Source organism: Prevotella sp. 885 (assembly GCF_002265625.1).
Taxonomy (GTDB): Bacteria; Bacteroidota; Bacteroidia; order Bacteroidales; family Bacteroidaceae; genus Prevotella.
Genome location: NZ_NOVE01000024.1, coordinates 17277 through 42973 on the forward strand (window position 1 = coordinate 17277; position 25697 = coordinate 42973).

Genomic DNA, 25697 nt, shown 5'->3' on the forward strand with positions numbered 1-25697 from the left:
TCTTATCGTATTATTAAAAAAGGGAACGCTGTGAAGCGCTCCCTTTTTTGTTACTTTACTATTACCTTCTGTGTTGCCTTACTGCCGTTCTCGGTTTCCACCGTCACAACATAGAGTCCGCTGTGGAGGTCTACTGTGGCGTTGGAAGCAGCGATGTTATGTCTGCTGGTGACGAGCTGACCGTTGAGGCTGTATACATATAAGGTGGAGAGGGTGGAGTTGGCAGCTGTGGCTGTCAGCTTTCCGGCGCAGGGCGAGAAGATCTTCACCTCACTGATGACAGTGTCCTCGCTGGGAAGCGACGAAGCCGTAGTGATGTAATATCTTCCGTGGTCGTTGGCTTCGATGGCTATGCTGTCCGCCTCGCTGACGGGAGTGAAGCTGCGAGTCTTGGTATCGAATATCCACAGACAGTCACGGTGGGCGCGGTCAGTGCGGAACGACAGCCAGACGCGTGACGATGTGGCAGCCACAACACCAATCGGTAACCATTCAATGCCGGGCACTTCATTGAGCGCCACCGCCTCGCTGCCAGCCACCGTATATACCTGCGGCAGAGAAGAGAGCGCCGAGTTGTTGAGCAGTTCCACGTCCTCCGTATCGTCATACCGTTCCGAAGCATCCTCGTTTATCACCACCCTTGCCACGCTTGCCGCCTTGCCGTCCTCTGCCATCGCCGTAACGGTCAGTCCGTCCTGACTGACACGCTTGCTGCTTGTGCTTATCCAGCGGTCCACGGTCATCGTTGTGGAGAACATTGCAGCGGCAGGAGCCGTCTCACCGTCCTTCACCTTCACGAAGAAAGCCTGCATCGGCGTTATCAGAACGTCGTTACGACGGTCGTACGCAAGAGTGAGGTCAATGACGTGGCCCTCCAGTCTGCCAGCTTCCAGTGTCCATATCTTCGGCGTGAGCGACGGATTGGCCTTCAGGAAGAGGTATGCGCTGATGGTGGCAGGGTAAGGATTGCCCAGCAGATGGTAGGCATTACGGTCATGGATGTTGGCAGAGAGCTGTTGCTCTATGTGGCTGAAGGTTCCCTCCACGTTGCTCGGTTCCACCAAGAGGCGGTAAGCCTCCTCCTTGCTTACCCTCACACTCTGTTCGGACTTCGTGTCGTCCGCAGCGTAATAGGCATACGACGTGTCTGCCTTAGGGAGACGGAGCAGAGCCAAAGGTGAGGAAGCCGAGGACGTATAGTCGTCAGTCATCTTTATGGCAAAGCCCTTGCCGTCGGCGTAAGGCACGTCCATACGATTGTAGACATGGCTCCAATAAAGCGACTCCACATTCATCGAATTGTCCGAAAGCGTGTCGATGCGTGTCAGCACGCCGTCGTGGTCAGCGGCTTCATAGAACGTCACGTTGTCCACCACCTCACGTCCGCCTTTGTCCCAGCTGCGCTGATAGACGGGATAAGCATTGCGGCTGTAGAGCGCCTCGTCAAAGCTGATAGGGTGGAACGCCTCTGTCTGCTGTCTGCCGTCCGCCTTAGGCACATACATGTCGCCGGCGTAAGTGTCGCGTAGCGGCGAAGAAACGATATACCACTTGTTCGGCTCCATCTCCTTCTCCACGTAAGCCTTCCTATATATAAGGTAGCAGGGATCGAGGAGTTCGGCTTCCGGCTTGAAGTAGATTTCGTCGCAGAGATTGCCCTTGAAGTTCTCGCAAGAGAAGTTGCCGTCGCCCGTGTCCGAATGGTCCTCCGTGTCGTAGTTCCATTTCACCGCCATATCGTACTGGATGTCCGTGGTGGCTTCGTCGCCCTTCGTGTTAGCCAGCTTTCGCGCCACGTCGTTGGAAGGACGATAGACGATGTTGCCGAGATAAGGATAAACCTTTCCCGTCTGGTCTGTGACGGTAACCTTCGAGAACTTCATCGGCACGTAAGCCTGCTGCACGGTCAGACGGTTGTCCGCATTGCCGCCTTCTAAAGAGGCAGAGCCATAGTCGGTGTAGTCTTTCTTCTTATATATCACAGCCGCCGTGGAGCGCATCCAGTTGAGGTCGTTGTTCCAGTTGGCGTTGAGCTTGTTGGCTGCGGACGAATACCATGTAAGATATTCAGGCACAATCTTGAACTTTATGAACGTCTCGCCGGGGCATGACACCACCGTCTCTCCAGCCTGACGAATCTGCGAGAACGAGAAATTCAGCTCATACCAGTAACCTTCATGGAAGGTGGTGAGAGCCGAACGGTCAAAGCATATCTCAATGAGCGAGTCGTCCGTCTCCACCTCCTCGTTTACCACCTTGCCCACCACCTGCAGTTCGTTGGTGAACGAAGGGTCGTTGGTGTCAGATATGAATATCTTCGATTCGTTGTTGAACGCCACGCTCTTGCTGCTCTCCAGTGACGTCATCGGCAGCGTCAGCTTTGCGCCCTTCTCCGTCATAGCCTTAATCTGCGGCAGACCGATGCGCACGCAGCGCTCGTCATTAGGATAGACCACATTGCCGAATCCCATCGTCATCTTCGGTCCGTCCTCCACGATGCGCAGCGAGAAATACATCGGTTCGGGGCAGATATGGTATGTGGTATTGCCCTCATTGACAGTTGCTGCCACGGGAATGGCAGCCACCTTATACAGGCCGATGCGGTCATGGGCGAACTTATAATTGGCGAGGCTGTTGCTGTAAGCGATGACCAGCCTTCCTGCGTCAACATATTGCTTGAGGAGGGCGTACTGTTCAGCATTCGTTGCTTCGAAGTCAGAAGAGAGCGACGTGGCTGTGGGGTAAGCTGTGCGGTAAGCGTCGAGCGCCTCCTTCAGTTTCGGTATCTGCTCGAAGTCGTTAGGCTGGTCAGGTTCAGAGAGAAACCAGTCGAACCGTACATCGTCAAGCGTAACCTTACCGCCATTTACGATGTCAGGAGTCTCCAGCTTGGCGTGGATGTTTACGTCCGGCGTGCGGTTTTCGTCGCACGACACACGCACGGTGGTCACCACGCTACCGTTGGCATCGGTGATGACAACATTCTGGCGCACCAGCTCGAACATCTCGCTATAGCATGAGCAGACGTTGGACGCCACGCCCCACGCACCCGGCTTCGTCTCGTCGTCAGCGTCGGGATAAGCCACAGACACATAGTATTTCTTCGACATCGAAAGCGGGAAGTTGCGGTCAGCGAGGACGAGAAGCTTCTCGTTCTGCTCGTCCTTCTCAAACATCGCCACGTCCGTCCTTCCTCCTGCGGCAGCCTTCGGCAGCTTCTTCGTTTCGTCATACGCGGCAGGAACTTCCGCCGTGCCATACTCGTCAGGCTGTCTGTCGCCGTCATAGTCGATGGTGCTGACAGCGTTGCCGTCCTCATCGCAGAAACGATAGAACACGTGCGACGCCTTATTGCCAACCATCTGAAGAGTGCTCTCATAGGCAGTGCGAATCTTCAGCGTCACGTGCGACGGCAGGTCGGCAGCGGAAGTCTCGCTCGGACATACGGGCATATTCTGTATCACTTCAGCCTTTGTGGGGGCGATGTAGAAACGGAGGTCGTCAATGAGGTAGTCGGAGCCGCTCGTACTCTTACACATATTGTCCATGACTATTCTGAAATCAGAATAGTTCTCCGCTCCAGAGTTGCGAGGCAGCACCAGCTTTGCGTAAACCTGCGTCCATTCGCCCATATTGCGCGAATCAGTATTGTAATTAAATTCGCCTGATGAGAAAGATATGATAAGACGTCTGTCCGTAATTTTATCGTTCTCATCACGTATAACACCATACAGTCTGAACAACACCTCTGGGTCTACAGCGGTAGTAACGTCAGCAGTGAAGTTAGACACATAACCCGAGAAGATAAGCTTGGCACCTGAGCAGAGGTCTGCCTTGAAGTCGGCAGCTGCAATCTGACGGCTCTCGTCCGATGCGTCGATATAGAGGAAGTGACCATACTGCTTGCCGCCGGTCAGAGCGTATGTGCGGTCATAGACTGTTGTGTTTTTTTGATACCATGTATATCCGCTGGCTGCGTCGGATATGCCTTTCAGATTGGCACTCTTATAGAGGTTGTATTCGCCATGCACAGGAGTGAAGGGAGTCCACCAAGAGTTCACGGGAGCGAAGTCCTTGAGTTGTGGGTATGTAAAGGCATAAGAACGGCGGTCCCAGCGTGACGGAATTGCCGATAGGTTGTCCTCCGGCGTGGTAGGCGCAGCCAGTGTCATGTCTGTATTGTCATCGTCAAAGGTGACAGGCTTCATCGCCTGCTTGTAATGGTCTTCAATGTAGGAGAGCTGGCGTTCCTTGTCGCCAGCAGCCTGAATCTGAGCGTCGGTCTTGGGGTAAGTGGTTTGGAAGAACACCTCGAAGTTAGCGATGGGAGCATAGTATTTGTTGTCTGCACTGCGTGCAAAAGCCACTACATACAATATATCGCCGTATGTGACGGACGGCTTTGATGTTCCTGAGCCATCATCAAGGTTTTTCCATCCATTTCCGTTGTTTACTGCGGTATTTGCGTCAAACCATGGGATAATGTTCTGCTTTGACCAAGAGAACAGGTCAGTGTATTTGGTCTTTGTCTGGTTGTAAACACGCCAGTATATAGATCCTGAACGATAAATCTTCGTCCGGTCGAAATCTTCCGACGTTATCCGTTTGGTCTTGTCAGCAGCATAAACATGGTGCGACGTGTTCTTCAACGGATAAAAGTAATACTGGTCATATCTGTTGTTTACGCGAAGTGCTATTCTTGCTCCCAAATTCTTTATGCCCACCACAATGCGCTTGTTATCCTCCAATGTCAGGTCAGACGCAGAATTATGCAGGTCTGACGATGCTGCATTGGCTATCTTCTCTGCCAATCGTCGTGCCGGATAGATATGGAAGATATAGCGGATGGACAGTGTCGGTTCGGCTGTCATCGTCTCGCCCCCCGTTCCGTTCCAGTCATTATATCGGCTTACGTCACAGGCTATTGTCTCGCCCTGCCATGAGTAATCGGAAGCATCGGCAGGCGGATTATATGTCACGCCGATGGTGTTATGACATGGATTGAGGTTGCCGTCAGAATAGAGGTTTATGGCGAAGAGTCCACAATCGTTGCCATCTGCATCTTTTACTGCTTTCAGCTTAGAGCCAACGGCTGTAAGATTGGCAGAAGCTCTGTCCGTGGAATAATCATACCAACGAAAATAATTGCGAGGCTCATTATCGTTACCATTACTATTATAGTTCATGCAAGGCAACTGCAGATTAATGGCACTGCGATTCTCATCGACGTAATAATAATATTCCACCTCTACTGTGCGTTGCATGCCGCGCTCGTCAAAGGACGTGTTGGCAACGCCGCGATAATGCGCGAAGGTCTGGGCATCAGCCCCCGTCACGCACAGCACGGCAAGGACAGCGAGTGTCCATGCCGTGCCAAGAAGCCGCAGGAATGAGATAACTGCGGCAGAGATATTATGAATAAGGATGTTCATATATGCTTTATTGTCGGATAATCTGTACTTTGTAAGGAATGGCGTATGACAAGCCTGTCACATGGAAGAACGCCTGATGGAGTGCCGTGCCGGGACGGTTGCCCATAAAGCCCTCAATGGTGAGGCTGCTCGGTTGAAGGTAAGGCATACGGTCGTAAATGCATGTTCCGGCTTCGCCCTCGGGCATAAGGGAGAGCACCTTCCATTCTGTGAGGCTCCATTCGTTGCCCGCCGTCAGCACCTTGCCGTCGCTGAGACGCGTCACGGTGGGGCGAAGATGGAATTCGCCGTAGGAGGCGAAGGTGGCTGTGAGCATGTCCTTGTCGTAACGGACGGTGGGCAGGACGCCGATGGCAGTAAACTGCTCCACGTCGAAGGAGATGCGATAGTCGTTGAGGCGGATGGGGATGCGCAGGTATTCGTTGCGTGCTATGGTGTTCCAGTCCGTCATTGCCACACGATGCGATACGGTCTGCTGGTCGGTCTCTACGTTGAGGATGAAGCAGCCGGTGCTGCGAGCCACTGACTCGTTAAGGTAAAAAACGGTCTCGATGCTGTTCTTGCCTCCTGCCAGCAGCGTCGTGCCATCATCGCCGCCTATCTTTATGGTGCGGTTGGCGGCAGTGGCAGCTGCTGAAAGATTGGGCGCCGTGCGTTCGTCGTCGATGATGTCAGGCATGAGCATGAGATTGTCTCGAGCGTCTGCTGTGATGTCCGACACCGTAACGGAGCGTACACGGAAGTCGGCAGCCGACTCATTGGTGAGCGTCAGCCGCATCTTTGCCACCATACGTATGACCTCAAGGTCGATGTGTGAGGTGCGCTCGGTGATGGTGGTCTGCAGCTTGCCGCTCATCGGAATGCCGTCAGTGAAGTCGGAAGCCGCGTTGACGTTGCCCGCCACGCCGTAGGTCATGCGGTCAAAGTCGGGCGCTGCGGTGCCGACAGCCGTAGCAGGATCAATGCCTATCTGTGCCGGACGAATGTTGGCGAAGGAATAGATGGTGGTCTTGCCGGGATTGATGTGCAGCGTCAGTCGTTCGGCATAATTCGTCTCCTCAGGATAGTCGTCGCTGACAAGCACGCCGGCTATCTTGCCGTTCTGCACAGCCACCACAAAACAATGGCGCATCATCTCGCCGGGCACAGCGTTAGGGTCGTCCCAGGAAGTTCTGCTAACGGTGGCTGCACGTCCTGAAACAGACGGTGCAGCGGAACGTGTGGCAGCGCCCTGCATGGATATGGTCAGATCCACGTCCACCGGCTTTGATGCCTTGATGGAGTCCTCCGTGCTGTCCGTCGCACAGCTGATGAGTGACATGGCAGCTGCGAAGACGAAGAGGAGGCTGAAGAGTCTCAGGGTATGTTTGGTCATATATTTATATATACATTATTTACATTATCACGTCATCATGGTCGCGCACATACCAACGGCGTACGTGCAGGCTGACCTTTAGTTGATTGTCCGTCTTGTAGACCTCAAACTGATAAAGCGTGTTTCGCTGTATATCGCGCAGACGGTCCGTAGGCGCTCCGTCTGCGTCGTACTCGCAGAACGGCAGGGTGTAAGTGTCCTCAAGTGTGCCGTTTCGGAGGAGTTGGAGGGTGATGGTGGACGGTGTGACGCCGGCGGTGGTGTTGGAGCGTTCCGGGAGGTAGGCATAACCGGGGGCGGTGAAGTCCAGTCCTCCGTCCGTAGCAGGAGATATCAGTTCGTGCAGCGAACCCTCGAAGCGTATGTCCGTAGTCTTGTCTACGCTTTGGTAAGTGAGGGGCAGACAATATCCGCTGGTGTTGCGATGGTTGAGCGTCAGCTTTCCGACGGTATAGCCCCGGCTCTCCATATCGCTGCGAAGCTTAAGGCTGACCTTCGCCATTGCTCGGAGAAGATGTATGTCGCCGAGGTCGTTGCTCTCGCCCTTCGTCAGTGACGTGAACGATCTGACGCCCCACATGGGTATGAAGCCGTCCGTCCGGTCAGCGGAGTAAGTGATGTCGGCAATATTGTCGGAGGCGGCAGCCGATCCGCAGTTGGCAAGAATCATCACCTTCTTGGCGTCTTTGAGGAGATTGCCAGGCGACATCCATGCCCCCGTAAGGCTATACTGGTCCTGCGTCATGCGCTCCATGTGGATGTCTTCCACGTTGCCGATGACACGTCCTTCGGCATCACATATCTTTATGTGGATGTCATTGGGGCGGATGGCACATTCCTTGTCAGTGCCCTCGTCAGTAGGGTCATAGTGGTCCCATCCCATATCAGAACGCGTGGCGTTGTGGTCCACGGTCACGACGAAAGCCACACGCACGTGCTCTTCCTGCGTCGGCTCAAACTCGTCCGAGAAAGAGCACGCCAGCAGAGCAAGCACCACTGACAAGGTCAGGGCGGCATGGCTTATCAGTCGTAAGATACATGATGACGGGAAGTTCATTTTCTGATTTTGTGATTAGATGTCAGTGTTGTGCAGGACTACAGTCCATGAATTTATAAGAATGGAGGCGGCAAGCCAGTTGTGATTGTCGTCGATGAAGAACACGAAGTTATACTCGCTTTGTCTGTCGAGATATTCCTGGTCAGTCATCTTCTTATTGTAGTTGCCCTTAACGAGGAGGGCATAATCGTTGAGCGGAATGCTGAATATGGTCTTGCCGTTGAGATTGTTACGCACACGAAGGCGCGGATGCTTGGAGGTGAGCAGACGGTTGACGGTCATCTCCGCCACCACGGCAGACATTTTCGAGTCGTCGCCTACGACGCCGTCATACTGCGACCAAGGACGGTAGCAGACCGAGTCGTCCGGCAACGGGGCGTTGTCGTAAGCGAGGAATGTGTTGTCGTCGTCGATGAAGAAGGAGAAGTCGGTCTGATTGAGGCGTTCTCCTGAGGCGTTCTGCAGTACGACGCGTATGATGTTGGTGTTTTTTACGAGGGGGACGGTGACGGTGGCTACGCCGTGTCCTTCCAGAGAGAGGTCGGCATCGGTGAGCTTACCGTGAAAGAGTGGGGTGAGGTCATGATTGAGTTCTTTTGTCTGACGACTGACGCGGCTGGTGAGGCTCTGCGCTCCGTCAGTGGCAGGTCCGCCGTATGTGTAGGAGTCGGCATGGCGCTGTTCGCCTTCCGCCCATACATATAGCGAGTAATGTCCTGGAGCGACATTGTCAAGAGTCATATATCCGCCGCGAGCCACGATGTCTGCCACCTTCTCAGTGCGCTCGAAGGCAAGCGCTCCGTCGGGTGAATAGGCGTAGAGCGTGAGCGTCTTCACCTGTGGGGCAAAGGCGTCGGCAAACTCCATGTTCATGTCATAGCGGAAACGCACACGCAGTTCCTGCTGACAGCCCGAGAGGTCGTCGTGCATCATTGTGCATGACGAGACGATAAGCAAAAGGGCAAGGAGGCGGAGGAATTTCATCTTTTAATTAGGAATTACGAGTTACGAATTAGGACTTAGCTTTGTCCTATAAAATAAGGGATTGGCGAGAGATAAAAAGTGTCAAGGCTGACTGTAGGAGCCGCGGGCATTCCTGCCCACGGCACTACAGTCAACCATGACTAAATGTTATTGACTATTTTTTCTTGTTAGAATCCAAGTTTACGTTGCTATTTACTACACGCCAAGAGAGAACTTTGATGCGTGCAGCGAGGTAAATGTTCTCCTCCTCGGGAAGAGTCGGGTCGATAACCTTATCAGGATTGTATACCGGTGTACCGAAACCACTAACATCCTGAATGTTAATCTTGTATGAATGGTTACGAACTACGCCGTAATAGCCGAGTTTTGCTTCTTCTGTACCAAGGTGTTGGATCGGAGTGTAGTAGTAAACACGTCCTTCTCTACGGACCTGAGCCTTGTTGGCATCAATAGCGAGAGCCTTGTTGGCATCGGCAACGTTAACGCTCTTGTGGTCGGCATCATATATTTCAGCATCAGACTTAAACTGCGGTATAACCTCGTAATCCTTGAGCGTAGCTGAGCCACCTTCAGGTGCTGAGGTAGCGAAAGTGAGGTCGTCCTTAGAGATGCTTGTGTAAACGTCAACGTTATGACCCTCAGAATCTGTGGTCGTGGTCTTCTTGAAGTATTTGCTCTTGTTCTCGTTAGCAACAACAGTCAGCACGTCCTCTTTGCTAAGATACTGGATGCCTTTGTACTTACAAATTTCAGCCCGATGTGCTACACCAGCCTCGTCCTTGTACCAGAGGTGAGCAGCAACGATGACCTTTGTAAGGCTGTTCTCCATCTTGTCAGCGAAGTCACCTGTCTTTACAGGAGTGTTCGGCTGAGTATAGACAACACCGTCAGCGATGGCTGATGAGATATTTTTAAACGATTTGTTCAAAACCTTATTATCTCCTTCGAAGGGAACGCTTGTCTCCCAGAAGCAACGGTGATAGTCGCCGGTTGTCCATGGGTCGATACCGAGGAGATCTTTGTCCCAAGTGGTGCTGATGACCTTCTCCACATTGGCGCGTCTATTGGCATCAGCCACGCTCCAACCATCCACAACTACGAAAACGTTGTTGTTGAAGATCTTGTCTTTGAGCTGGTATGTCCACTTGCCGTTGTTCCATGTCTCTGTACCGATATTCCAACCCTTTTTGGTGTCGCAAGTGGTGGTTACCTTAGCGGCAACACGCTCCACGTATATGTCAATAGGATTCGTTTTTGCAACTTCAGGGTCTATGGCTACATGGCCTGATACGGGCACAGCATACTCTTCCTTACCATCCTTCGTCATATAGATGGAGTTGGCCATAACGAAGTTTTTGGTTTCTTTTGCATCGTAGAACAGAGTGTCCTGTACATTGCGGAGATCTGAAAGTGAGAGAGCACCATTACCAAGTTTGGAATCAAGGTTGTTCGAAAGTGAAGTGCTGTTGATAACAGCCACTACAGAATGAGGAGCTACCTTATTCTCACCATTGATGACGAGAATTGCTTCAGTAAGTTTTGTTACGTTTGGCTTTTCATCGTTTTTGGTACCATCCGTAGGTTTATCGACTGTCATCCAGTTCTTGTCTGTATCCTTAGGATCGTTTTTCTGGAGGAGGTACGGCGAACCGTCAGCGTTGAAGAAGTAGAAGCGTACGTTGTTGATGTTGCTCTCGTTAGGAGTTCCGTCTTCGTACACATCACCCTCGGCGCGGCTCATAGCCTCGCCAACGTTCTGAATGTTAACAGACAAGTAGCTAACGTCTACGTTGTTGTTACCCCCCCCCCCATTTTCTGTGTCCTCGGAAGAACAAGCACTGAACATGAATGCAGCCAGTGCCAATGGAATAAGTTTAATTTTGTTCATGTTGTTTGTTATTTGTTTGAAATTGTATAAAAATAATCTACATGAAGTTTTAAAGGCATGTCATGAAACATGTCTTACCTGTTATCCTATTAATTATTCTTTTCTTGTTATTCTATTAATTAACTTTATAAGTTGTTATGTAATTAACTTTATAAGTTGTTATGTGCGTGTTGGTCAATTTGAGGATTATTATAAAACTCTCTAATTTTTCGCTAATAACACGTATGTCGTTTTTTTATGGAGTGCAAAATTATAAAAAAAAACGATATTCAAATTGTATATTTGCGCAAAAAATACACAAGAAAGCATGTTTTTTACGATTTGAACAGTGCAAATCGTAAAAAATATGCACAATTTTACAAGAAAAAGGGTGTTATACTCAATTTGCTTCCGTCTGTGGGTGCGTGGCTACGGCGAGACGCCATAGCCTCCAAACAAGTCCTATTCTCTTACAAAACCGCTATTATTGCTGACACAAAGCCATTGATACGTTCTCTCACTTCGACCGATGCAAGCATTAACTTCGTTCGATGTGAACATTCACTTCGTTCGATATGAGCATTCACTTCGTTCGATATGAGCATTCACTTCGTTCGATGTAAGGTGACTAAAGTGGCGGTTTCGGATTATTAGCGAGGTAACCGTGTTAGGCAGGGCTTTGACAAAAACAAAGAAAAACACAAGGATATCGGGCGACATATGGCCCGAATTATGAATTATGAGTTTGAATTATAGCAGACAAGGCAAACTTAGGAGGCTATGGCGTCTCGCCGTAGCCACGCAGCCTACCATTGCAGAAAACTGCAATTTAGCTTAGGAGCAGCGCCGTGTCCCGAGGGGACACGTATCTATCAGAAACCCACTGCAAGCTCCGAAGGAGCGCAGCTGTGGGATAAGCACTCATCACCATCTTGGTTCCGCGAAGCGGGACCAACCATCATCAACATTATCGAGGATGTGTAAGTCCCCCTTCGGGGAACACTTGTGGGAGAGATGGGAGAGCTCACGTACCCACAGCTGCGCTGCTTCGCAGCTTGCAGTGGGTTTCATGACATAGGTCCCGCTCCGCGGAACCCGCAGCTCATACTCAATCTGTTTGCATTCGTGGGTGCGTGGCTACGGCGAGACGCCATAGCCTCCTATGTTTGCCTCATCTGCTGAATAATTCAAAACTGGACAATTCATAATGCGCCTTGGCGCACAATTCAAAATTCAAAATTCAAAACTCAAAATTCGGATGGCGGGAGCCACCCGTTTTTATTCTTTCTGCAAGCTGTTGCGATACATTGTCGGTGTCATGCCGCAAACTGACTTGAAGATCTTTGTCATTGACGGAGCGTCGGTAAATCCTACGCGATTGGCAATGGTATTGAAGTTCTGCGAGGGCTCTTCTTCGATGATGCGCTTCACCTCCTTCACCTTAAGCTCGTTTAGCCAGGCGTTGAAGTTCTGGTTCAGCACGTTGTTGAGGTACTGCGAGAAGAGGCGCTTGTTAAGACACATCTGCTCAGCCACCTTGTTAACGGTGAGTCCATCGGCAAGGTATGGGCGGTCGCCTCTGTTCACCCAGCGGTCGATGATGACGGAGATGGGGTCGTCGCCGTTAGCGGCAACTTCAGTCTGCTGTTCTTCGCTGTTGGCGTTAGCGTTGCCGAACGCCGGACCGAGATTCAGATATATTTCCTGGATGTTCAGCGTGCTAATGGTGATGATGATGGAGAGCACAAACTGTATCCACAGCGACGTTACGTTAAACTCAGGTGTGGTTACGAGGATGGTGACGCAGCAGAGAATGTAAAAGACAATGAGCGACCACACGAGGATGTGAATCCACGTGCACTTGCTGCATACCTCGCCGTCATGATAATGGCGGATGTGGGAGAGGAAGCGCACCTTCGATACGACTAAAAAATAGATGCCAATGGACGATATGGTCACTACGTAGGCTGTAAGCAGAGCGTCGAGCACCCGCGACGTGGCACACTCAAGATAGGCATCATAGGAAGCTGTGAGATTGTTGCTGTCTACGATGGCGTGGATGCCGGGGATGAAGAATATGGCGTAATGGATGAGGGCTATGACCACTATCGGCACCGACATATATACGCCGAGCTTATACGACACGTTCACCTTAGAATAGAGGAAGGTCTGAAGGCCCGCATAGATGACGATTATCTGGATGAAGAAGATGGTGGGTATGACAAACTCGTACATGTTCTGATAGTCATAACCGAGGACGATGGTTATGAACATCAGGAGGTGTACGAAGCCTTCCATAAGGATGCCGGTGGCAATGAGGTTCTTGCCCTTGATGTACGACTTGTTGTTGGAGAGCGGCGTCTTGATGCCCTTTGTGAGATAGAGCACCGACGACAACGCGAAACACGTGGTCGTAACTATGATGTAGGTGACATATATGATAAAATAGATACCGTCAGTAGCAACTTCCATAATATGTTAGTTTTATTTTTTTTGCTTTTGCAAAGGTAGTGAAATAACTAAAACCAACAAAGAAGAGATTATTTTTTAATCGATTTGATTCAGATTTTTAACACTTTGGAGCCGCTTTTGCCTACATGGTCTTGTGAAAAAACTCTCCTTATTAGTATTCAATGTGTTATGGAAGTGAGGAATGAGTGTATTTGTTACTTTTGTAACATGTTTTTCCATACGTCTTTCAAAAACCTGCTATGGTTTTTGAAAGACGATGAAACATATATGTTTAAAAAGAGAAATATAATCCAAAAAATAAACCTTTAATTTGCTATCTCCACCTTTACGTTCTCGTATCCCATTGACTGGAGCATGCTACGGAACTGCTCCTTGGCGTTCTGCTGGGCGTTGCGGATGTTTGCAGGAGTGAGGCAGCGGCGGCGCATCATGGCGTCGGCGCGGCGATACATCTGCTCACGGTCCTTATGGCTCCACTTGCCGCTCTCAATGAACGAACGTGTTCGGGTCTCGTCGATGAAGCTCTGGTCGAGCAGACGGACGGGTGGGAGAGTGGCTTTCACGGTGTCGCCGTCCATGACTATCCATCCTTCGTGCGCTTCCTTCATGTTGATGCCGAGGCGGAGTGTGCCGTAATAGATGCGCACCAGCTCGTCGTCGCCGAAGAAGCCCTTGCGCACGGTGTCTACCAGTTCTTCGTCGTTGATGGTGAGAAACTCCCATTCGCCGATGTTCTCGATGGACCTTATCTGCATGGGCGTGATGTCGATGGAGTCGTTCTGCTCTATGGTCAAGGCGGCAGGCGATGACGTTATCTTCTTAACGTAATGCTTAGCCACCAGAACAACGGTGAGGGCTATGACGGCGTAGAGCACGAAGCGTGCCACAGCCGACTTGATGATTTGCTGTATGAACGGCATGTTATCTCTTTTTCGCATTTTCTACGGTGGTTTTGTCGATGAGGTGAATGATGTCCTTGCCGGAGAAGTTGCGGCTGAACGCTATGGTGATGTTCTCCGGACGATAGCCGAGCTTCTGCAGCATCGGCACGAGAGTGTTGGCGGCGCTGACACGAGCCTGCTCCATGATGTCCGTCGTGGCTATCTCGCGTATGATGGCGTCGCGTCCCTGGCGTTCGTAGGAGGTAAGCTCCTCGTCGGAGAAGTCGCGACGTGTGAGCGCGACGTACTGCTTGATGGCGTTATGGTCGATGCGTGATGAGGTCAGCACGATGTGCGGGTCGGGGAGAGTGATGCGGATGTGCGTGGAGTCGCGCTCCACGTTGTCGCTTGAGAACGTGGCAAAGTCGATGTAAGCCTTTATGGTGGCGTCGATGGGAATGGCCACCTTACGCTTTCCGAGCGGTACGGGGATGTTATAGTCGTGTCCTGCCAGCTTGCCTTTCATCTCCAGCTTGTCGTCATGCGTGAGCACCTTATGCACACGATATTCCGTGGTGTAGAGCTTGGAGCAGCGCTGCACCTGCATCACCATCACCGCCATCGTGTCGACGGCAGGCTTCGTGGCCTTCTCTTTCTCTTCTGGCTTGCTGCCGCATGAGCAGAAGGCAAGGCTCATCACGGCTGCCAGTATTGTCAGGGTGGTCTTCATCTTGCGATTTATGTTTTTTTACGTTGATTACTGTAATGTTATTCTGTCGTTTTGATATATTTTTTTATACCTTTGTATTTGTATAGACGTAAAAACAAGGAAAAAGTAAAAACACGAGATATAATGAAACGGAAATATATGGTTATGGCTCTTCCGCTGATGATGCTGTTGGCAGCATCGTGCAAGGAGGAGAAGAAACCGGATAACATCATCGTAAAGAAGACGCCGGTGGCTGTGAAGAAGTCGGTGCAGAGCATGGGCGACAATGCTGTGGAGCGTGACGTGGAATGGCTCGGCGCCACATATCATATCCGCATAGAGCGCAAGGCGGACAAGAGTCTGTCACTTGCAAAGGACGGCCAGGGCAACAAGTATTACGACAACCGCGTGTCGCTCCTCATTACGCGTCCTGACGGCAGCGAGTTTGTAAGGCGCACCTTCTCAAAGGCTGACTTCGCCTCTTACGTGAAGGGCAGCAACAGCGAAGGCGCTCTCCTCGGCATCGTCTTCGACCGTGCCGACGGCGAAACCCTACGCTTCGCCGCCAGCGTCGGATCGCCGGACCGTATGAGCGACGAGTATGTGCCTCTGGTGTTGACGGTCAGCCGCACGGGTGGCGTCAAGATTTCAGAGGACACGCAGCTGGATACGGGCAGCGATGAAGAGGAGGAGATTTAATCGTCTTCTTCGTCCTCGAATCCGAACAATGCCGGGTCGACGAAGGCATCGAGGGCTCGGCGTTCCTTCTTTGTGGGGCGTCCTGTGCCGCGTGCTCTGTCGACAAATCCGCTTATTCGGCTCATCTCCAGCAGTTCGTACTGCTTCGGGTCGGTGACATTCTCATAAATCTCAGGGATGAGCTTTGCACCTACGCGCTGCTCTATCGTCTTCAGAATCTTGAACGAGTAGACGATGGGCGGCTTTTTTACGCTCACCACTTCGCCCACCTTAACCGTATGGCTGGGCTTGACGTTCTGCCCGCCGATGGTGACGCGGCTGTTCTTGCAGGCGTCTGCGGCTATGGAGCGCGTTTTGAAGATACGCGCTGCCCACAGCCATTTGTCTATACGTGCTGTATCTGCCATATTCTTTATTCCCTTTTTTTACTTCTTCGACTTCTTTCCGAGCTTGTTAAACTGGTTCATCGTGATGTCCAGTCCGGCAAGCACGAAGCTGCGTATTATCTCCACCGCCTCGTCAATGGAGGGCTGGAGCGTGCGCATATCCTCGTCCGTGTATTTGCCCAGCACCCAGTCTACCTGCTGTCCGCGCTGAAAGTCGTTGCCTATGCCCATACGCAGACGTGCATACTGCTGTCCGATGAGCTGCTGGATGTTGCCCAGTCCGTTATGGCCGCCGTTCGATCCGTTGCCCTTCAGACGATAGTCGCCGAGAGGGATGGAGAGGTCGTCCACGACGACGAGGAGTCGCTTCTGGTCTATATTCTCTTTCTGGAGCCAGTAACGAACGGCGTTGCCGCTGAGGTTCATGTATGTAGTGGGCTTAAGCAGAAACACCTTGCGTCCCTTTATGGAAGTCTCAGCCACGTAACCGTAACGCTTGTCCTCAAAGCTTACTCCGACGCTCTCCGCCATCTTGTCGAGAACCATGAATCCCGTATTGTGGCGTGTGTTCTCGTATTCGTAGCCCGGATTGCCGAGCCCCACAATCAAGTATTTGTCCATATTTCCTTATAAATAAAAAAAGCGTACGCATCCTTTGACGCGTACGCTTGCATTATATTCTTATTGAATCGGTTTAATGTCGTTATGCGATTACTCTGCTGATGCAGCAGCTGCAGACATAGCGGCACGTGTCATCTTGATAGAGCATACGATGACGTCCTTGCCAGTAGCGATCTCGAGACCCTCGAAGCTCAGCTCGCCAACCTTGATGCTCTTGCCAATCTTGAGCGCTGTAACGTCGATGTCGAGGTGCTCAGGAATCTGCTGATAAGGAGCAGTAACGTCGATCTTACGGATAGAGAGGTTCATGCGACCACCGTCACGTACACCCTGTGCAAGACCTGTGAGCTTAACGGGAATACCGATAGTGATAGGCTTCTGGTCGTTAACCTCGAGGAAGTCAACGTGGAGAACTGCGTCAGTTACCGGGTGGAACTGAATCTCCTTGAGGATAGCTGTATGTGACTCGCCGTCGATGACGAGGTTGATAACGTAGATGTGGGGAGTGTAGATAACCTTGCGAAGCTCAGTCATAGGTACTGCGAATGACATAGCAACGGGCTTGCCGTCCTGCTCTGCGATACCATAGATGTTGCAGGGAATGAGTCCCTCCTTACGCAATGTCTTAGAAGCTTTCTTGCCAAGGTCTGTACGCTTCTGACCTGTAACGTTAATCTCTTTCATAATTGTGTTACTCTAAATTAAGTTGATAAATATTAATGTTTATGCCTTAATTCGCCATCACACGAGAACTGTATTTCTGTACGGATGTGCTCAAAAAAGCGTTGCAAAGGTACTAATTTTCTCTGAAACATACAATTATAGCGTAAAAAAATGTTGAATATTGTGGTTTTCCTTGGTAGTTAGTCAGTTTTTTCATATTTTTGCATCTGATAAAGTGGCTACGGTCTCGTAAAAACGTGAAAACAAACATTATATATATAATAGTATAGAAGGATGATTAATCGCGAATTAATAAGAATCAAGATAGTTCAGTTAACCTACGCATACTATCAAAACGGTAACAAGCTAATGGACAGTGCAGAGAAAGAATTGCTCTTTAGCTTGTCAAAAGCATACGATCTTTATAACTACCTGCTGGAGCTTATTGTCGCTGTCACACAGGAAGAGCGAAACCGTGTGGAGGTCGCTACCAAGAAGGCAGCGAGAGAAGGCGAACCCATGCCTTCGCAGAAATTCGCATACAACAAGTTTGCCGTCCAGCTCGAGGAGAACAAGATGCTTCAGGAGTTTGCCGAGACGCAGAAGCAGTCATGGGCGAACAGCGTGGAGTTCGTGCGCGGACTCTGCAACCAGATAGAGCAGAGCCAGGCTTACGCCGAATATATGGCTGACACCGACGACTCTTACGAGGCTGACCGCGAAATCTGGCGCAAGATTTATCGCCAGCTCATTCAGGAGAACGAGGCACTGGACCAGCTCCTCGAGGAGCAGAGCCTCTACTGGAACGACGACAAGGAAGTGGTGGACACATTCGTGCTCAAGACCATCAAGCGCTTCGACCCGAAGAACAAGGCCAAGCAGGAACTCCTGCCGGAATATAAGGACCTTGAGGACAAGGACTTCGCCATTAAGCTCTTCCGATCTACCATCCTCAACGCTGACCAGTATCAGCGCTATATGAGCGAGACATCACGCAACTGGGACTTCTCACGTCTGGCTTACATGGACGTGGTGATCATGCAGATTGCCATTGCCGAGATGCTCACGTTCCCCAACATCCCCATCAGCGTAACCATCAACGAGTATGTTGACCTCGCCAAGCTTTACTCAACACCGAAGTCAGGCGGATATATCAACGGCATGCTCGACTCCATCGCACGCTATCTCGTGTCGACAGGCAAGCTGATGAAGACCATCGAGGACCGTCCGCAGCGTCGTCAGGCTCCGCGCCGACCGATGACTCCGCGCCTTAACCGTGCACAGGCTGCACTGGAGGAGGGCGAAGTGCTCCGTTCGCGTTATGCTGCACAGGCTGAAGAGCAGGCTGAGCAGAACGACGAGGAGCGTGAAGACTAAATAAAACAAAAGAAAAATATAAACAACAAATAACACTTACAACAAAAATGAACATTATTGTACTCGCCGCTCAGCAGGCACAGGGAGGCGGCATGGGAATGATTATTATGATGGTGGCTCTCTTTGCCATCATGTATTTCTTCATGATTCGTCCGCAGCAGAAAAAGCAGAAGGAAATCCGCAAGTTCCAGAATGCCCTCAAAGAAGGCGACAAGATCATAACCAACGGTGGCATCTACGGCACAATACGCCGTGTGGACCTCGCTGCCAACATCGTAGAGGTGGAGATAGCACGTGGCACCGTCATTTCTGTGGACAAGAACTACGTCTTCGCAGACGCAAGCGCACAGGCTCAGAAGTAAAGTTTGCTGACAACCGTCAGTAAAGACACACGAAACACTCAAATAATATACGTCGTTTAGATGGAAAACCGCTTGACGCAAATATTACGGGTAGTCAGGAACTTCTTGTTCAGTTCAGTGAACAAGGAGTTTCTGATTTTTTTGTTCTTTCTCTTCTTGAGCAGCGTCTTCTGGCTGATGATGACGCTCAACGAGACCTACGAAAAGGAGATAAGTGTGCCCGTAAGGCTGGTGGGAGTGCCGAAGAACGCCGTGCTCACCACTGAGATGGAAGACACGGTGCGCGTAACCGTGCGCGACAAGGGATTCGCACTCGCCTCATATATATATGGTGAAGGCGTAAAGCCGGTTAGCGTCAACTTCCAGACTTACGCCAACCGCCAGACAGGACAAGGCATGGTGCCGGCTGCAGACCTCATGAAGATGGTGACGCAAAGGTTCTCAATGTCGAAGGTGGTGCAGGTGAAGCCCGACAAGCTCGACTTCTACTTCAACTTCGGTCTGTCACGCCGACTGCCCGTAAGAATGGCGGGCTACGTGGTGCCGGGCAAGTCATATTATCTCGCCCGCACGCAGTTCTGGCCTGACCAGGTGACGGTGTATGCCAACAAGCGCACGCTCGACTCGCTCCGCTTCGTCAAGACCGTGCCCATCAACATCACCAACTTCGGCGATACCGTCATACGCACCGTGGAGCTGGAGAAGATAAAGGGCGTCAAGATTGTGCCGAGCACAGTCCGCATCGGTCTGTTCCCCGACATCCTTACAGAGGAGAGCATAGAGGTGCCAGTCAAGGCCATGAACATGCCTGAGGGTAAGGTGCTGCGCACATTCCCGCAACGCGTCAAGATTAGCTTCACGGTGGGAGCCAGCATGTTCCGTAGCATCAATGCTGACCAGTTCAGCGTAGTGGTGGACTATAACGAACTGATAACAAATCCGTCGGACAAGTGCAACATATACCTCAAGTCGAGCCCGCACGGAGTGAGAAACGCCCAGCTGCAGATCAGTCAGGTGGACTATCTCATCGAACAACAATAACGTAAGAATATGCTAACAGCCATTACCGGCGGCATCGGTTCGGGCAAGAGCTATGTCTGCCGCATACTGGAGAGCCGTGGCATCAGCGTGTATGACTGCGACGCCGCTGCCAAACGACTTATGCGCACGTCCGAAAAACTGCAGCAGGAGCTTCGTCAGCTGGTCGGTCAGGACGTCTATACGTCGGACGGACAGTTGCAGAAGCGCATCCTTGCAGACTTTCTGCTTGCGAGCGAAGCCAACAAGCTGGCGCTTAACGACGTGATTCATCCCGCAGTGGCAGAAGATTTCCTGTCCTCTGGAATGACATGGCTGGAGAGCGCCATCCTCTTCGAGAGCGGCTTCGACCGTCGCATCCGCTTCGACCGCATCGTGTGCGTGTCGGCACCGCGCGACGTCCGCATACAGCGCATCATGCGCCGCGACAACATCACCGCCGAGAAAGCAGCCGAATGGATTGACACGCAGATGGCACAGGAAGAGGTGGAACGTCGCAGCCACTTCGTCATCGTAAATGACGGCAAGAGCGACATCGAACAGCAGGTGGACAATATGCTTGCACAACAGAGCAGATAATAATGTGTAAGCCCAAATAAAAAATAATAACTAATAAATAATAAATAACAAGATGGAAACAATTCTTTCAATAGCAGGAAAACCTGGACTTTACAAACTCGTCTCACGTGGTAAGATGAACCTCATTGTTGAGGCTATCGACGCTACACACCGCCGCATGCCGGCTTTCGCTTCAGACCGCGTTACATCACTCGGCGACATCGCCATGTACACCGACGCTGAGGACATCCCATTGTGGCAGGTGCTCAAGAGCCTTGGAGAGAAGGAGCAGTCGAAGGAGTGCTCGCTCAACTACAAGAAGTGCTCTGCTGACGAGCTTCACGCTTTCTTCGCTGAGGTGCTTCCCGCTTACGACCGTGACCGCGTGCACGACTCAGACATCAAGAAGCTCATCCAGTGGTATAACATCCTCGTTAAGAACGGCATCACCGACTTCGAGGCAACTCTCGCTCCCACAGAGGGCGACAACGTGGACGACCGCCAGGAGGCTTAATCATAAACCAAACAGCAACGAATGATAAAATCCGTACGGCCGAAGAAGAACCTCGGCCAGCACTTCCTCACCGACCTCGGCATCGCTAAGGCCATTGCCGACACGGTGGATGCCTGTCCCGACATTCCGGTGCTCGAGATTGGACCTGGTATGGGCGTGATGACGCAGTTTCTGGTCACCAAGCCACGCCCCGTCAAGGCCGTCGAGATTGACAAGGAGTCGGTGGCTTACCTCAACGAGAAGTTTCCGAAGCTTCGTGAGAACATCATAGGGCAGGACTTCCTGCGTATGGACCTGAACGACATCTTCGATGGCAATCAGTTTGTGCTCACCGGCAACTATCCCTACGACATCTCCTCGCAGATATTCTTCAAGATGCTCGACTATAAGCATCTCATCCCGTGCTGCACGGGAATGATACAGCGCGAGGTGGCGTTGCGCATAGCTTCCGAACCGGGCAACAAGGCTTACGGCATCCTCTCCGTCCTCATCCAGGCTTGGTATGACGTGGAATATCTGTTCACGGTGGACGAGACGGTGTTCAATCCGCCTCCAAAGGTGAAGAGTGCCGTCATACGCATGACCCGCAACGAGGTGACAGACCTCGGATGCGACGAGCGTCTCTTCAAGCGCGTGGTGAAGACCGTCTTCAATCAGCGCCGCAAGATGTTGCGCGTGTCGCTCCGTCAGATCTTCGGCGGTTCGGCATCGCCCGAATTCTATGCTCAAGACATCATGACAAAGCGCCCCGAACAGCTGTCCGTACAGCAGTTCGTGGAGCTGACCAACATGGTAGCAGAGGAAGCAGAGAAGATAGGCAAGACTTTGTAAAATCCCGTATTAATGGGGTAAGAACAACAATATAATAGTAGCGGAGGCAGAAGACCTTCGCTACTGTTTTTTTATATAGGTAGGCTTGCCTATGGCGGGGCGGAAAAAGAAGCTGGCGGAACCGCCGCCAGCTTCCGAGGCAGTAATGCCTCTTTACCTCCCACTAACCATGAGGCTAAACCCTCTCTGGTGCTTTGTTTTTCTGATGCAAAGATATAAGGAATGCGAAAATAACAGTAGGATATTTTTAACAAAAAATGGCCAATTCTTTACACTTGTGAGTTTGTGCATATCTTTTTACAAGTTTCATTAAAGAATTGGCAATTTTGTATATAGAAAAAACTAATAAAAAATAAGATTCTGATGTCCGATTTCCCGTTTTCATACGTTATATCTATGTAAGAGTTATGAAACCAAGCGAATTTAACCATATCATCCTGCCCATGCGCGACGAGCTGTTAGGCTATGCGCTGAGTGTCACAAGGTCGGAGGACAATGCCGAAGACCTTGTGCAGGAGGTGATGCTACGGCTGTGGGACATGCGCGAGCGACTTAGCTCCGAAGGCAGACTCAAGTCGCTCGCTATGACGATGGTCCGCAATATGTTTCTGGACCAGCAGCGCCATGAAAGCCATTCGGCGGCGATGCCAGACAAGATAGACATTGCCGTGGACGACCGGCGGGCGGAGCTTCGTGACGAAACAAGGATTATCCGTGACATCGTCGCACAGCTGCCGCCTCTCCAACAACAGATTTTCCGCATGAAGGAAATAGAAGGCTATACAGCTGACGAGATAATGCAGATAACGGGATGCTCCGCCGACAATCTAAGGCGAAACCTCTCAAGAGCCAGAACCAAGATACGCGAGACTTACATTAAGATAATGATGAAAGGAACCAGAAAATGATAAAAGACATAACCCCCAAACCGCACGAAACCGACATACGCACAATCATCGACCGCTATATGTCGGGCGAAACCACCAATGAGGAGGAAGCCACGCTTCGCACATGGTTTCGACTTGCCGGCGACGATATGCCGGAAGATTGGCGCCCGCTCAAAGCCTTGTTCAGCTTTGTGGACGAGGAACGGGAGACGGCGGAGGCAGACGCAGCCGAGACCGTTGTTCCTGCCGATGCTTCCCTGCACAGCCGCAATACATTGCTGATTGCTTTGCGTCGTCCTCGCATCTGGATTTCGTCAGCGGTGGCTGCCGTAGCCGTTGCCATCGTGATGCTTGTGCCGCCGACGAACAAAGCTTTCGCCCCGGAACCGCAAAACTATGCAGTCATCGACGGAAAGGTATACACCAGTCAGAAGGTTATAAACGAGCAGGTGGACGAGGCATTTCAGACTGTAACTGTGGACAACGAGGACCCGTTCAGCGCACTCGACCTCATGCAATAACTTTGACAACATTTAAACAACATACACTATGCATAAACTATTGGATATCATACACAAGCCTCCGTTGCTTACGGTCAGGACGGTTCTGATCGCTGTAATGACGCTGTTCGTGACGCTTCCGGGCCATGCACAGGAAGGACTTGCCGTGAACAGCATCTTCCAGCAGTACGGACATTCGAAGGGATGTAAGATGGTGGTGATGCAGAACACCAAGCTTCGAGGCTATCGGCTTGCCGTATACAAGAGCCTTACATATAATAATAAGTATGCCACAAGCATCAACAACATCCTGAAGACAGACCGACGGGCTGCAAAGAAGATACGAGAGGTGGTGGACAACGGACGGATAGCCAGCGGCTATTATATGATGGCACCACTCCAGTCGGGCAATAACCGCTACATCCTCTTCAGCAATACCGACCATAACAAGGGAGCAGTGATATACATCGAAGGCGACCTGTCGCCGGAGGACATCATGTCGATATGTTATACTAAGAGATGGTGATAATAAAAGAAAAAGATTATTGATAACTTAACAACCGTAAACTATGAATATCAGAACATTGGTAATGGCGGCAGCGTTAGTGCCCGCCGTAGCTTTCGCACAGGAAGCCACCACAAACGACACCACATACATCCCGAAGACAACCGAAGTGACCAGCGCATACGACACCACTTTTGTATTCAACCGTCAGAAGTTTGACATCAGTCAGAAAGGTGAGCGTACGGATGTCAGAGTGTATAAGAAGAACGGTTCGGAGATGAAGAAGGTGAAGGAGACCGAGTTTCTTGACGGACAGGAGGTGGAGCAGGTTTACATCACGTCGCCCTTCATCCCAAGAAAGACATACAAGCGTCGCAGTCAGGCATACAGCCACTATCCGTTTTTCTTCACGGGTGGCAATATGCTCGCTGGTTCAGCTTTCGGCGTTAATTCAGAAGGCAAGGAAAAGCGCGACAGCAAGTCGGGTGAATGGGGATTTACGGGTTGTGCGCTCGAGTGTCCGGTAAGCAGTTCGTGGGCTGTGACGGCAGCAATTTCGTTGGCTTTCGTCAGCCATCATTTCAAGACCGACTATATGCTCACTACCGTTGACGGTATAACAAGCATTCAGCCTTTCGCCGTTGGAGACAACAAGAATGACGAGCGTCCGTCGAAAAGCTACCTAAGCTATTGGGCTTTCCGCATTCCGATAATGCTGGAATGGTCAAACCGCATCGGTTCGGATGACATCTACGCAGCCTTCGGTCCGTCCATTGAGTTTCGTGCCAACGAGCGTTCACGCTATAAGCTCGGCAAGAGACACACGCTGACAAAAGATGTAAACATGAATCCCGTAGGAATAAACCTCGAGGCGCGTCTCGGCTGCGGCTTCTTCATGCTATATGCAAGAACAGCCCTAACCCCACTGCTGCGCACAAAATACGCTCCGGAATGGCATCCGTTTACAGTGGGAATAGGACTGAGGTTATAAGATATTGTTATTATATTTCTACATTCTCTCCATTATCTCCAGACACATACGTGTGTTGTGATAAGGACATTTCCAGAAGCCGGCTTTATCGTCTGAGTGGTTGACGGAGCCATCCTCGTTGATGCTCCAATACCACTCGCCGTTCTTCTGGTCAACGAGGCGTGTCTTGGTGTAGTTCCAGCAGCGTGCGGCTATGCTAAGACACGCCTCTTTTCCGAAGTGCTGCCAGAGATTTACGTGTCCGATGATGTTTTCACACTGCACCCACCATTGCAGCGAACGGTCTGTCTTGCCTGTGTCGGTCCAGCGTTCGTAAATCATCGAACCGTCGTCCAGCAAGCCTTCGTCAGCAGCCACAGCCACATTCTTCACCACCGGCTCTATCCACTGCAGCACATCCTTGTCGCCAATAACGAGCGCTGTCTCATGGAGCAGCCATGAAGCCTCAATGTCATGACCGAAGCTCTGTATGTTTCGGCGTCCCTGCCACTCGTCGTTGAAGAAGAGATCCAGGTGGTTGGTCTGCTTGTTGAGCAGGCGGTCGGTGAAGATATGGAGCAGATTGACGAGGCGTTCCTTCAGTTCCGGTGACGGAGCCACGCGATAGAGATTGGTGTACGGCTCGATGATATGAAGGTGAGTGTTCATCGTGCGCGATCCGTTCTCGTCCTTATCCGAGAGTCGCATGTCCGCTATGGGTTGCCAGTCGCGTGTAAGAGCCTCTATATATCCGTTGTTCTTAGGGACCACTGGAAAAAGTGTGTGGATATCGTAGTACAATAAAAACACTATATTGTCCGTTTATAAAGTCAAAGAACGGATAAATATGGAAAAGTATAGACTCCTTGCAGAATGTCTTTTGCCCGAACACATGCTGGATTGGTTCGACCTTAAAGACGTGTTTGTAGAGCAAAAGAAAGAAACAAAGCTTGTTCACATATACCTTGACGAAAACGAGCTGAGACCAGGTGACAGAACCGATATTCGT

Annotated in this window: 22 protein-coding genes and 1 pseudogene; 11 read left to right on the plus strand and 12 right to left on the minus strand. The window is 51.0% G+C overall.

Annotated features, from left to right (window positions below):
• Positions 1–50 precede the first annotated feature (50 nt).
• The 8 genes from CHL74_RS08510 to CHL74_RS08550 all read right to left on the minus strand — a co-directional run bounded on the left by CHL74_RS08510 (position 51) and on the right by CHL74_RS08550 (position 14798).
• The gene (locus tag CHL74_RS08510; protein WP_094880742.1) at positions 51–5432 is read right to left on the minus strand and encodes a T9SS type A sorting domain-containing protein; all 5382 of its coding nucleotides are present in this window, start codon (positions 5430–5432) and stop codon (positions 51–53) included.
• Positions 5433–5439: 7 nt separating this feature from the next.
• Positions 5440–6807, minus strand: a complete 1368-nt coding sequence (locus CHL74_RS08515) for a DUF4906 domain-containing protein (RefSeq protein ID WP_094880743.1) — start codon at positions 6805–6807, stop codon at positions 5440–5442.
• Between the two features lie 19 nt (positions 6808–6826).
• On the minus strand, positions 6827–7864 hold the full coding sequence (locus tag CHL74_RS08520) for a hypothetical protein (RefSeq protein ID WP_141241273.1): 1038 nt from the start codon (positions 7862–7864) through the stop codon (positions 6827–6829).
• A gap of 15 nt (positions 7865–7879) precedes the next feature.
• Positions 7880–8848: a FimB/Mfa2 family fimbrial subunit gene (locus CHL74_RS08525; RefSeq protein ID WP_094880745.1), complete on the minus strand. Its 969-nt coding sequence runs from the start codon at positions 8846–8848 to the stop codon at positions 7880–7882.
• Between the two features lie 154 nt (positions 8849–9002).
• Entirely contained in the window at positions 9003–10736 is a 1734-nt protein-coding gene (locus CHL74_RS08530) for an Mfa1 family fimbria major subunit (RefSeq protein ID WP_094880746.1), read from the minus strand.
• A gap of 1257 nt (positions 10737–11993) precedes the next feature.
• Complete coding sequence (locus CHL74_RS08540) at positions 11994–13187, minus strand: helix-turn-helix domain-containing protein (protein WP_094880748.1); 1194 nt, start codon at positions 13185–13187, stop codon at positions 11994–11996.
• Positions 13188–13492: 305 nt separating this feature from the next.
• Entirely contained in the window at positions 13493–14125 is a 633-nt protein-coding gene (locus CHL74_RS08545; RefSeq protein ID WP_094880749.1) for a DUF4230 domain-containing protein, read from the minus strand.
• Positions 14109–14798 carry a DUF4230 domain-containing protein gene (locus tag CHL74_RS08550; RefSeq protein WP_094880750.1) on the minus strand — a complete coding sequence of 230 codons (690 nt, stop codon included), beginning with the start codon at positions 14796–14798 and terminating at the stop codon, positions 14109–14111. Before CHL74_RS08550 ends, CHL74_RS08545 begins: the two co-directional genes overlap by 17 nt.
• A gap of 123 nt (positions 14799–14921) precedes the next feature.
• On the opposite strand from CHL74_RS08550, the gene CHL74_RS08555 reads away from it, so the two are divergent.
• Entirely contained in the window at positions 14922–15476 is a 555-nt protein-coding gene (locus tag CHL74_RS08555) for a DUF4738 domain-containing protein (RefSeq protein WP_094880762.1), read from the plus strand.
• On the opposite strand, the gene CHL74_RS08560 is transcribed toward CHL74_RS08555, so the two are convergent.
• The 3 genes from CHL74_RS08560 to CHL74_RS08570 all read right to left on the minus strand — a co-directional run bounded on the left by CHL74_RS08560 (position 15473) and on the right by CHL74_RS08570 (position 17167).
• Positions 15473–15883 (minus strand): RNA-binding S4 domain-containing protein, encoded by a 411-nt coding sequence (locus CHL74_RS08560; RefSeq protein WP_094880751.1) that lies wholly within the window; start codon positions 15881–15883, stop codon positions 15473–15475. The genes CHL74_RS08555 and CHL74_RS08560 overlap by 4 nt on opposite strands.
• Before the next feature lie 18 nt (positions 15884–15901).
• Positions 15902–16483, minus strand: coding sequence for an aminoacyl-tRNA hydrolase (gene pth, locus CHL74_RS08565; protein WP_094880752.1), 582 nt, complete (start codon positions 16481–16483; stop codon positions 15902–15904).
• Positions 16484–16573: 90 nt separating this feature from the next.
• A complete protein-coding gene (locus CHL74_RS08570; protein WP_094880753.1) occupies positions 16574–17167 on the minus strand; it encodes a 50S ribosomal protein L25/general stress protein Ctc in 594 nt (197 codons plus the stop codon).
• 273 nt (positions 17168–17440) lie between these two features.
• On the opposite strand from CHL74_RS08570, the gene nusB reads away from it, so the two are divergent.
• The 10 genes from nusB to CHL74_RS08620 all read left to right on the plus strand — a co-directional run bounded on the left by nusB (position 17441) and on the right by CHL74_RS08620 (position 24709).
• On the plus strand, positions 17441–18523 hold the full coding sequence (gene nusB / locus CHL74_RS08575; protein WP_094880754.1) for a transcription antitermination factor NusB: 1083 nt from the start codon (positions 17441–17443) through the stop codon (positions 18521–18523).
• Positions 18524–18570: 47 nt separating this feature from the next.
• Positions 18571–18885, plus strand: coding sequence for a preprotein translocase subunit YajC (gene yajC, locus CHL74_RS08580; RefSeq protein WP_094880755.1), 315 nt, complete (start codon positions 18571–18573; stop codon positions 18883–18885).
• 60 nt (positions 18886–18945) lie between these two features.
• The gene (locus CHL74_RS08585; protein WP_094880756.1) at positions 18946–19926 is read left to right on the plus strand and encodes a CdaR family protein; all 981 of its coding nucleotides are present in this window, start codon (positions 18946–18948) and stop codon (positions 19924–19926) included.
• Between the two features lie 9 nt (positions 19927–19935).
• Positions 19936–20502: a dephospho-CoA kinase gene (gene coaE, locus CHL74_RS15780; protein WP_176452206.1), complete on the plus strand. Its 567-nt coding sequence runs from the start codon at positions 19936–19938 to the stop codon at positions 20500–20502.
• A gap of 52 nt (positions 20503–20554) precedes the next feature.
• Positions 20555–20995, plus strand: a complete 441-nt coding sequence (locus tag CHL74_RS15785) for a DUF5606 family protein (protein WP_176452207.1) — start codon at positions 20555–20557, stop codon at positions 20993–20995.
• 24 nt (positions 20996–21019) lie between these two features.
• A complete protein-coding gene (gene rsmA, locus CHL74_RS08595; RefSeq protein WP_094880763.1) occupies positions 21020–21826 on the plus strand; it encodes a 16S rRNA (adenine(1518)-N(6)/adenine(1519)-N(6))-dimethyltransferase RsmA in 807 nt (268 codons plus the stop codon).
• 407 nt (positions 21827–22233) lie between these two features.
• On the plus strand, positions 22234–22734 hold the full coding sequence (locus tag CHL74_RS08605) for an RNA polymerase sigma factor (protein ID WP_094880758.1): 501 nt from the start codon (positions 22234–22236) through the stop codon (positions 22732–22734).
• On the plus strand, positions 22731–23234 hold the full coding sequence (locus CHL74_RS08610) for a hypothetical protein (RefSeq protein ID WP_094880759.1): 504 nt from the start codon (positions 22731–22733) through the stop codon (positions 23232–23234). The genes CHL74_RS08605 and CHL74_RS08610 overlap by 4 nt, the downstream gene beginning before the upstream one ends.
• Before the next feature lie 28 nt (positions 23235–23262).
• Positions 23263–23739, plus strand: coding sequence for a DUF6108 family protein (locus tag CHL74_RS08615; RefSeq protein WP_094880760.1), 477 nt, complete (start codon positions 23263–23265; stop codon positions 23737–23739).
• Positions 23740–23782: 43 nt separating this feature from the next.
• Positions 23783–24709 carry a hypothetical protein gene (locus CHL74_RS08620; RefSeq protein ID WP_141241274.1) on the plus strand — a complete coding sequence of 309 codons (927 nt, stop codon included), beginning with the start codon at positions 23783–23785 and terminating at the stop codon, positions 24707–24709.
• Between the two features lie 18 nt (positions 24710–24727).
• Here the strand turns inward: CHL74_RS08620 and CHL74_RS08625 are convergent.
• Positions 24728–25447: pseudogene (locus tag CHL74_RS08625) on the minus strand (AGE family epimerase/isomerase); the annotation flags it as partial.
• Positions 25448–25697 lie beyond the last annotated feature (250 nt).

Excerpts from the sequence above, each read along its gene's own strand:
- CHL74_RS08510 (WP_094880742.1), bottom strand. The coding sequence starts at position 5,432 with ATGAACATCCTTATTCATAATATCTCTGCCGCAGTTATCTCATTCCTG.
- CHL74_RS08515 (WP_094880743.1), bottom strand. The coding sequence starts at position 6,807 with ATGACCAAACATACCCTGAGACTCTTCAGCCTCCTCTTCGTCTTCGCA.
- CHL74_RS08520 (WP_141241273.1), bottom strand. The coding sequence starts at position 7,864 with ATGAACTTCCCGTCATCATGTATCTTACGACTGATAAGCCATGCCGCC.
- CHL74_RS08525 (WP_094880745.1), bottom strand. The coding sequence starts at position 8,848 with ATGAAATTCCTCCGCCTCCTTGCCCTTTTGCTTATCGTCTCGTCATGC.
- CHL74_RS08530 (WP_094880746.1), bottom strand. The coding sequence starts at position 10,736 with ATGAACAAAATTAAACTTATTCCATTGGCACTGGCTGCATTCATGTTC.
- CHL74_RS08540 (WP_094880748.1), bottom strand. The coding sequence starts at position 13,187 with ATGGAAGTTGCTACTGACGGTATCTATTTTATCATATATGTCACCTAC.
- CHL74_RS08545 (WP_094880749.1), bottom strand. The coding sequence starts at position 14,125 with ATGCGAAAAAGAGATAACATGCCGTTCATACAGCAAATCATCAAGTCG.
- CHL74_RS08550 (WP_094880750.1), bottom strand. The coding sequence starts at position 14,798 with ATGAAGACCACCCTGACAATACTGGCAGCCGTGATGAGCCTTGCCTTC.
- CHL74_RS08555 (WP_094880762.1), top strand. The coding sequence starts at position 14,922 with ATGAAACGGAAATATATGGTTATGGCTCTTCCGCTGATGATGCTGTTG.
- CHL74_RS08560 (WP_094880751.1), bottom strand. The coding sequence starts at position 15,883 with ATGGCAGATACAGCACGTATAGACAAATGGCTGTGGGCAGCGCGTATC.
- pth (WP_094880752.1), bottom strand. The coding sequence starts at position 16,483 with ATGGACAAATACTTGATTGTGGGGCTCGGCAATCCGGGCTACGAATAC.
- CHL74_RS08570 (WP_094880753.1), bottom strand. The coding sequence starts at position 17,167 with ATGAAAGAGATTAACGTTACAGGTCAGAAGCGTACAGACCTTGGCAAG.
- nusB (WP_094880754.1), top strand. The coding sequence starts at position 17,441 with ATGATTAATCGCGAATTAATAAGAATCAAGATAGTTCAGTTAACCTAC.
- yajC (WP_094880755.1), top strand. The coding sequence starts at position 18,571 with ATGAACATTATTGTACTCGCCGCTCAGCAGGCACAGGGAGGCGGCATG.
- CHL74_RS08585 (WP_094880756.1), top strand. The coding sequence starts at position 18,946 with ATGGAAAACCGCTTGACGCAAATATTACGGGTAGTCAGGAACTTCTTG.
- coaE (WP_176452206.1), top strand. The coding sequence starts at position 19,936 with ATGCTAACAGCCATTACCGGCGGCATCGGTTCGGGCAAGAGCTATGTC.
- CHL74_RS15785 (WP_176452207.1), top strand. The coding sequence starts at position 20,555 with ATGGAAACAATTCTTTCAATAGCAGGAAAACCTGGACTTTACAAACTC.
- CHL74_RS08605 (WP_094880758.1), top strand. The coding sequence starts at position 22,234 with ATGAAACCAAGCGAATTTAACCATATCATCCTGCCCATGCGCGACGAG.
- CHL74_RS08610 (WP_094880759.1), top strand. The coding sequence starts at position 22,731 with ATGATAAAAGACATAACCCCCAAACCGCACGAAACCGACATACGCACA.
- CHL74_RS08615 (WP_094880760.1), top strand. The coding sequence starts at position 23,263 with ATGCATAAACTATTGGATATCATACACAAGCCTCCGTTGCTTACGGTC.
- CHL74_RS08620 (WP_141241274.1), top strand. The coding sequence starts at position 23,783 with ATGAATATCAGAACATTGGTAATGGCGGCAGCGTTAGTGCCCGCCGTA.